General features: G+C 73.3%; 7 protein-coding genes. 1 reads left to right on the forward strand and 6 read right to left on the reverse strand.

The window, feature by feature from the left end; genetic code table 11:
- Nucleotides 1-1,670, forward strand: a 1,670-nt coding sequence (locus AX737_RS06415) for a heparinase II/III family protein (protein WP_197430479.1), incomplete at its 5' end; no start/stop codon positions are given.
- Nucleotides 1,671-1,700: 30 nt separating this feature from the next.
- On the opposite strand, the gene AX737_RS06420 is transcribed toward AX737_RS06415, so the two are convergent.
- The 6 genes from AX737_RS06420 to flhA form a co-directional block, all read right to left on the reverse strand.
- Nucleotides 1,701-2,147 (reverse strand): hypothetical protein, encoded by a 447-nt coding sequence (locus tag AX737_RS06420; RefSeq protein ID WP_066919959.1) that lies wholly within the window; start codon nt 2,145-2,147, stop codon nt 1,701-1,703.
- Nucleotides 2,144-2,479 carry a hypothetical protein gene (locus AX737_RS06425; RefSeq protein WP_066919960.1) on the reverse strand — a complete coding sequence of 112 codons (336 nt, stop codon included), beginning with the start codon at nt 2,477-2,479 and terminating at the stop codon, nt 2,144-2,146. The genes AX737_RS06420 and AX737_RS06425 overlap by 4 nt, the downstream gene beginning before the upstream one ends.
- Nucleotides 2,480-2,485: 6 nt before the next feature.
- Nucleotides 2,486-2,968 carry a rod-binding protein gene (locus AX737_RS06430; protein ID WP_066919961.1) on the reverse strand — a complete coding sequence of 161 codons (483 nt, stop codon included), beginning with the start codon at nt 2,966-2,968 and terminating at the stop codon, nt 2,486-2,488.
- Nucleotides 2,969-3,033: 65 nt separating this feature from the next.
- Nucleotides 3,034-3,444, reverse strand: a complete 411-nt coding sequence (locus tag AX737_RS06435; RefSeq protein WP_238229602.1) for a hypothetical protein — start codon at nt 3,442-3,444, stop codon at nt 3,034-3,036.
- Between the two features lie 5 nt (nt 3,445-3,449).
- Nucleotides 3,450-4,202: a flagellar biosynthesis protein FliR gene (gene fliR / locus AX737_RS06440; protein WP_066919962.1), complete on the reverse strand. Its 753-nt coding sequence runs from the start codon at nt 4,200-4,202 to the stop codon at nt 3,450-3,452.
- A gap of 42 nt (nt 4,203-4,244) precedes the next feature.
- The gene (gene flhA / locus AX737_RS06445) at nt 4,245-6,332 is read right to left on the reverse strand and encodes a flagellar biosynthesis protein FlhA (RefSeq protein ID WP_066919963.1); all 2,088 of its coding nucleotides are present in this window, start codon (nt 6,330-6,332) and stop codon (nt 4,245-4,247) included.
- Between the last annotated feature and the right edge of the window lie 208 nt (nt 6,333-6,540).

Below are 6,540 nucleotides of genomic sequence, written 5' to 3' on the forward strand. Positions count from 1 at the left end.
GTGCGCTCAGGGCCCTGGCGGAGCGCCCCGCCCCGCTCGCCCGGGCCCGCGCGCTCCGCCAGGGCCCTGAGCGCACGGGGCGCGGGCCGGACGGGCGCCCGCTCCTGCGGCTCGCCGGCCTGCCCGACTGGACCCCGCCCGACCCGCCGGACTGGCGCGCCGACCCCTTCCGCTCGGTGCCCTGGCGGCTCGACTACCAGTCGCTCGGGTGGCTGGCGCCGCTGGGCGCGGCGGCGCCCGCGCTCGCCGCGGCAACCGCCGCCTCCTGGGCGGGCGAGAACCCGTGGGGCCAGCCCGCCGACCCGCTCAGCCTGCACCCGGCGGCGCTCAGCCTCCGGGCCGAGGTGCTGGCCGGGCTCGCCGCCGGGCCGCTGCCGGCGCAGGACGAGGCCGGCCTGCGCCCGGTCCTCGTCGGCGCGGCGGCCCAGCACGGCGTCGCGCTCGCCGAGATCGTCGGGCAGAACGCCTTCGGGCGCTCGCTGCACGGTGTGCAGGCCGCCGCCGCCCTCCTGGCCGTCGCCCGCGCCCTGCCCCGGCTGCCGCTGGCGCCCTTCTGGGACGGCCTCGCCCTGCGCGTCCTCGGCGAGGCCGTCGCGGCGCTGATCGGGCCGGACGGGCGCTTCGCCGAGCCGGCGCTGCAGCGGCGGCTCGACCTCCTCGGCCTCGGCCGGGCGCTGGCGGAATGCCTCGCCGGGCAGGCGCCCGGTCCCGACATCGCCGCCCGGGTCGAGGCCGGCCTCGCGGGGCTTCCCGGGCTCCTCGACCCGGGCGGGCGGCTGCCGCCCTTCGGCGACGCCCCGCCGGCCGGCGACGAGGCGGCCTGGGTCGCCCGGCTCCTGGCGCGCGGGACCGACCTCGCGGCCGCCCGCGGGCAGGGCCCGGGGGCGACGGTCTCCGCGGGCGGCTTCGCGCACGACACGCTGAGCGCCCGCGCCGACGCGGTCGGGCGCGGCGCGGCGCACTTCGCCTGCACCTTCGCGGCCCCGCAGGGCCACGCCGACTGCACCTCCTTCGTGCTCGCCGCCGAGGGCGTGCGCTGGATCGTGGAGGCGGGCGGCTCCGAGAGCCTGGAGGCGGGCCCGGCGCGCCACTACCTCGTCTCGGCCCGGGCCCACAACGTCGCGCTGCTCGACGGTCGCGAGCCGGTGGCGGGTCCGGCCTGGCACGCCGGCCGCTTGCGCCTGGAGGGCGCCACCGCCCACCGCATCGCGACGCGGCTGCACGGGCCGGACGTGGCGCACGAGCGGATCTTCGTGCTGCTCGACGACCTCGACGGGATCGCGGTGATCGACCGCTTCCGGGGGGCGGCCGAGGCCGCGCTCGCCTTCGAGGGGCTGCTGCACCTGGCGCCCGAGGCGATCGTCGCGCTGTCGGGCCCGCGCCGGGCGCTGGCACAGCAGGGCGCGCGCCGGCTCAACCTCGTGCCCTGGGTGGCGGAGGGCCGCGCCGCGGGACTCACCCTCGTCAACGGCCGCAGCGAGCCGCCGGGCGCGCTCCAGGGCTTCGTCGCCGGCCCGCGCGGGCTCGTGCCGGCCGGCACCCTCGCCTACGCGGTCGCGGGCCGGGGCACGGTCTGCGGGGGCATGCTGATCGCCACGGACCTCACGGTCGAGGAGCGGCTGACGCGGCTGCTCGCCGGGGAAGCCGCGAGGGATTTCCTGGCGGCGTAGGGCATCCTCCCTCTCCTCGGGGAGGGAGCGCTACGAGCGCACCTCGCGCTTGGGCACGAAGTTCATCTCGTCCACCAGCACGTCCTTCACCACCTCGGCGCCGAGGCGGCCGTTGACCGCGCTGCGGACCTCGGCGAGGCGCCGGGTGATGTCGTACTTGGCGAGCTTGCGGAAATCGAGGCTCGGGTCGGCGTAGATCTGCCGGAAGGCCTCGTCGACCACGAAGGCGTTCGGCGGCACCGGCAGGGTGTGCATCAGGCGCGCATCCGCGGTGAAGACCAGCACCGCGATGACGTAGCCCTGCACACGCCCGTCCGCGATCATCGGAATGTTGATCGGCGCGAGCTTCTGGTACTGGAGGCCCTCCAAGTAGGCCTCCGTCTTCTTGGCGAAGAGGCCGCCGCCCCAGGTCACCGCCCCGTAGCAGGAGGCGATGGTGACGGCGCAGATCCAGAGGCCGGTGACGAGGACCTTCATGCGCCGAACCCGAGCCGCGCCGTGTAGGTGCCGTCGGATTCCTGGTTGAGGGCGGCCGCCGCCAGCGTCTCGCCGATCTCCTCGACGGCGCGCAGGTGCAGCCCCACCACCTCCTGGTTGCGCACGAGCTTGTCGCGCAGGCGCGCGAGGTGGATCGCGGTGGCGGCGTCGAGCGCGGTGGCGTCGAGGTCGCGGGTCAGCCGGGTGAGTTCCAGCAGGCTCCGGCTCTTGGCCCGGTTGAGTTCGGCGTGGTCGAGGGGCCGGCGGGCGACGAGCGCCTCGGTCTCGGCCTCGACGGTCTCTTCCAGGCGCTTCAGGGCGGCGATCAGCATCGCGGGTCAGACCTTCGGGGCGGCGGAATCGGTCGTGGGCTGCGTCGGCTGGACGGGCTGGGCCGTCTCCGGATGGGCCTTGTCCAGCATCCGGGCGATGCCGATGCCGCCGGCCTTGGCGATCTGCTGACCGATCTGCTCGGCCAGCATCGACTTCCAGATGTGGCCGGCATTGCCCTTGCCGAACACGGTCTCGGACTTGTCGGGCATCATCGCCTCGACGAATTGCTGCAGGACGAGGCCCTCGAACTTCTTGTAGGGGTCGCTGACCGGGCCGGCGCCCGCCAGCGTGGTCTGGTTCTGCAGGCTGGTGAGCGAGCCGCGGGCGTCGAGCGGCATGTGGAGCGCGAGGCCCGCCGCCCGCACGGCGTCCGTGAAGGCCGCCGGGTCGCCGGGCGCGGAGAGCTTGGCCGCGGCCTCCTGGTAGCGCTGCGGGTCGGCGGCCTTCGCCACGTCCATCACGATGTCGGTGGGCGGGGAGATGCTCATCGCTTCGTCCTCCCGGCACGGGTGTGCCGGATCCTGGCCTGATATCCTGCCCTACCCGCCCTGGCTTACGGGAGGCTTGCGTCGCCGGGGGACCGCCGGGCCAGCCCGTCCAGCCGGTCGAGGGCCTCGCGGCGCTCGTGCTCGCGGGCCTCGGCCGCGGCGGCGCGCTCGACCAGCGCCTCGGAGCGCTTCTCGGCGAGCCCCCGCTCGCGTAAGGCATCCGCCTGCCGCCCGATCTCGGCCTCCACCGCGCCGGCCTCGGCCGCGAGTCCCTGCAGGCGGCGGTTCGCGGCGCCGAGCAGCAGGTGCCCGAACTGCCCGGCCCCGAGCGCGCCCAGCAGCGCGGCCCGGTCGGCCTCGAGGGCGGCGGCGCGCTCGCGGGTGCGGGCGAGTTCCGTCTCGGCGACGCGGCGCATCTGCGCCTGCACCCGCATCAGCCGCTCCGCCCGCTCCAGGCGGCGGGGATCGTGGGCCACGACGCCTATCCCTGCCGCAGCCAGGCGGCGTAGGTCTGCAGGTACTGCATCATGATCTCGCCCCCGAGGTAGTAGAGCATCAGCAGGCCGCCGAACATCACGAACGGCGTGGCGACGAAGTAGACCGGAATGCTCGGCGAGAGCTTGTTCACGAAGCCCGCCGCGAGGTTGACCACGATCGCGTAGATCACGAAGGGCGCGGTGATGCGAAGCCCCAGCATGAAGGCGTCGGCGACCTGATCGACCACCCGCACCAGGGCGGTCTGGCTGCCGATCCCCTCGCCCGGCGGGATGCGCCCGTAGGATTCGGCGAGGCCGCGGAACAGCTCCCAGTGCAGGTCGCTCGCGAAGAGCAGCGCGGTCGCGGTGACGAGGATCAGCGAGTCGATCGCCGGCACCGGGTCCTGGCCCTCGACCGGCGCGCCCGGCATGGCGCCGAAGCCGACCATGGTCGAGGTCGCGTTCATCACGGTCTCCAGGACCACGAGGAAGATCCGGCCGAGGAAGCCGATGAGCAGGCCCGTGACGGTCTCGGTGAGGATCCAGCGGAGCGTCTCCCCCGGCGCCTGGCCGGCGAGCTTCTGGCTGAACAGCGGCAGAATGAGCGGCGCCAGCGCCAGCGAGACGGCGCCGGCGATGAGCAGCCGGACCTGCTGGGGCACCCGCGGGCTGGAGAAGCCCGGCACGACGAGCAGGCAGCCGCCGATCCGGCAGAAGATCAGGAACACGCCGAGGAAGAGTTCCGGGCCGGCATTCATGTCAGGCGCCGCCTCCCCGGCGGCAGGGAGCGCGCCGGCGGCTCACGAGACCGTCCCCAGCGCCTTGATCTCCACGCCCCGGGCGATCTCCAGGTGCGAGAGCACGGGCAGCGTCGGGAAGATCCGCTCGATGATCATGCGCACGTAAGGACGCGCGTCGGGCGCCGTGACCAGCGCGAAGCCGTGGACCTGTTTCTGGCGCTCGCGGATCGCGGCGGCCGCCTCGCTGCCGAACTGCTCGACGAGGCGCGGGTCGATGTCGAACTCCACCACCTCGCCCTTGGCGTCGCGCTTCAGGCTCTGGTGGAAGGAGAGGTCCCAGTTGGCCCCGAGCCTGAGCACGTTGAGCACGCCGTTCTCGGCGAGATCGCCGCAGATCTGCTGGGCGATGCGCATCCGCACGTGCTCGGCGATCTGCTCGGCGCGGCGGGCGTGGGGCGTGATCTCGGCCACCGCCTCCAGGATCAGGTGCAGGTTGCGGATCGAGACCCGCTCGGAGAGCAGCAGCTTCAGCACCGCCTGGAGGCCGGAATACGAGATCTGCGCGGGCGCGATCTCGTCGAGCAGGCGCTTGTACTCGGGCTCCAGCCGGTCGAGCAGGCCGCGCATGTCCTTGTAGGAGAGGAACTGGGGCAGGTTGTTGCGGATCACCTCCGAGAGGTGGGTGAGCAGCACCGAGGCGCCGTCGATCGGCTCGAAGCCGGTGCGGCGCACCTCGGCGGCGTAGGAATCCATCACCCAGAGCGCGCGCATGCCGAAGGCGGGCTCGCGCACCTCCTCGGCGGGCACGTCGGGCTTCGGCCCGTCGCCCACCACCACCAGCATCTCGCCGGGGCGCATCTCCTGCGTCGCCACGACCGTGCCGTGGATCAGGATCTGGTAGCTCTTGGGCGGCAGCGCCACGCTGTCGGTGAGCTTGATGTCGGGCACCACGAAGCCGTACTGCCGGGCGAACTTCTTGCGCATCTTGGCGACGCGGTGGGAGAGCTCGGCGTGGCTCGCCTGGATCTGCGCCGCGACCTGGCGGCCGAGGATCAGCTCGATCTCGGGGGTCTTGAGCGATTCCTTGACCGATTCGGCGGCCGCGGCCTGCGCCTTGGTCGCGGTCTCCTCGGCGACCTTGGCCTCTTCCAGCGCCTTGCGGGCGGCCGCCCGCTGCGGGATCGCGTAGGCGATGAAGCCCATCAGGCCCGCCAGCACCACGAAGGGCAGGAAGGGCAGGCCCGGCACCAGGGCGAAGACGAACATCAGGGCCGAGGCCACGGTCAGCGCGCGCGGGTAGGCGCCGAGCTGGTTGAGCACCGCCTGCTCGGTGGCGCCGCGCGTGCCGCCCTTCGAGACGAGCAGGCCCGCGGCCAGCGAGACGATGAGCGCCGGGATCTGCGAGACGAGGCCGTCGCCGACGGACAGCTTCACGAACACGTCCGCCGCCTGGCCGAGCGGCATGCCGTGGCGCGTCGTGCCGATGATGATGCCGCCGAAGACGTTGACCGCGATCACGATGAGCGAGGCCACCGCCTCGCCGCGCACGAACTTCGAGGCGCCGTCCATCGAGCCGAAGAAGGCGCTCTCCTCCTCCAGCTCCCGGCGGCGGCGCTGGGCCTCCTTGTCGTCGATCAGCCCGGCGTTGAGGTCGGCGTCGATCGCCATCTGCTTGCCGGGGATGGCGTCGAGGGTGAAGCGGGCGCCGACCTCCGCGATGCGGGTCGCGCCCTTGGTGATGACCAGGAAGTTGACCGTGATCAGGATCACGAAGACCACGATCCCGATCACGAAGTCGCCGCTCATCACGAACTGCGAGAAGCCCTGGATCACGTGGCCGGCGGCATCGACGCCCTTCTGGCCGTTGGCCAGGATCAGGCGGGTCGTGGCGATGCCGAGCGCGAGGCGCAGCAGCGTCGCGATCAGCAGCACGGTCGGGAAGGCGGAGAACTCGAGCGGCTTCTGGATCCAGAGCGCCACCATCAGGATCAGCACCGAGAGCGCGATCGAGAAGGCGAGCCCGACATCGATGAGGAGCGCGGGGACGGGCAGGAACAGGACGGCGAGGATCGCCACGATGCCGGCCGCGAAGCCGAAATCCCGCCGCGACTTCCGCTGTTCGAGGCCGAGCGCCGCACCCGCCGCCATGAAGGGTTCCCCAAGTCTCGACGCAGGGGCGCCCGCGTCTCACGGGGATGCTTCTCGCGCGGCAAGCTTGCGCGGGGATGGGCGCGGGCGTCGCTCTCCCTCCCCCGCAGAGCAGGGCGATCGCATATGGGGTGGGTCGTCTCCTAGATTGCGACTGGAACCGCGCCGCGCCCCCTCTCCCATAGGGAGAGGGTTGGGGTGAGGGGTA

Source organism: Methylobacterium sp. CCH5-D2, assembly GCF_001556475.1.
Taxonomy (GTDB): Bacteria; Pseudomonadota; Alphaproteobacteria; order Rhizobiales; family Beijerinckiaceae; genus Methylobacterium; species Methylobacterium hispanicum.

Excerpts from the sequence above, each read along its gene's own strand:
- AX737_RS06420 (WP_066919959.1), bottom strand. The coding sequence starts at position 2,147 with ATGAAGGTCCTCGTCACCGGCCTCTGGATCTGCGCCGTCACCATCGCC.
- AX737_RS06425 (WP_066919960.1), bottom strand. The coding sequence starts at position 2,479 with ATGCTGATCGCCGCCCTGAAGCGCCTGGAAGAGACCGTCGAGGCCGAG.
- AX737_RS06430 (WP_066919961.1), bottom strand. The coding sequence starts at position 2,968 with ATGAGCATCTCCCCGCCCACCGACATCGTGATGGACGTGGCGAAGGCC.
- fliR (WP_066919962.1), bottom strand. The coding sequence starts at position 4,202 with ATGAATGCCGGCCCGGAACTCTTCCTCGGCGTGTTCCTGATCTTCTGC.
- flhA (WP_066919963.1), bottom strand. The coding sequence starts at position 6,332 with ATGGCGGCGGGTGCGGCGCTCGGCCTCGAACAGCGGAAGTCGCGGCGG.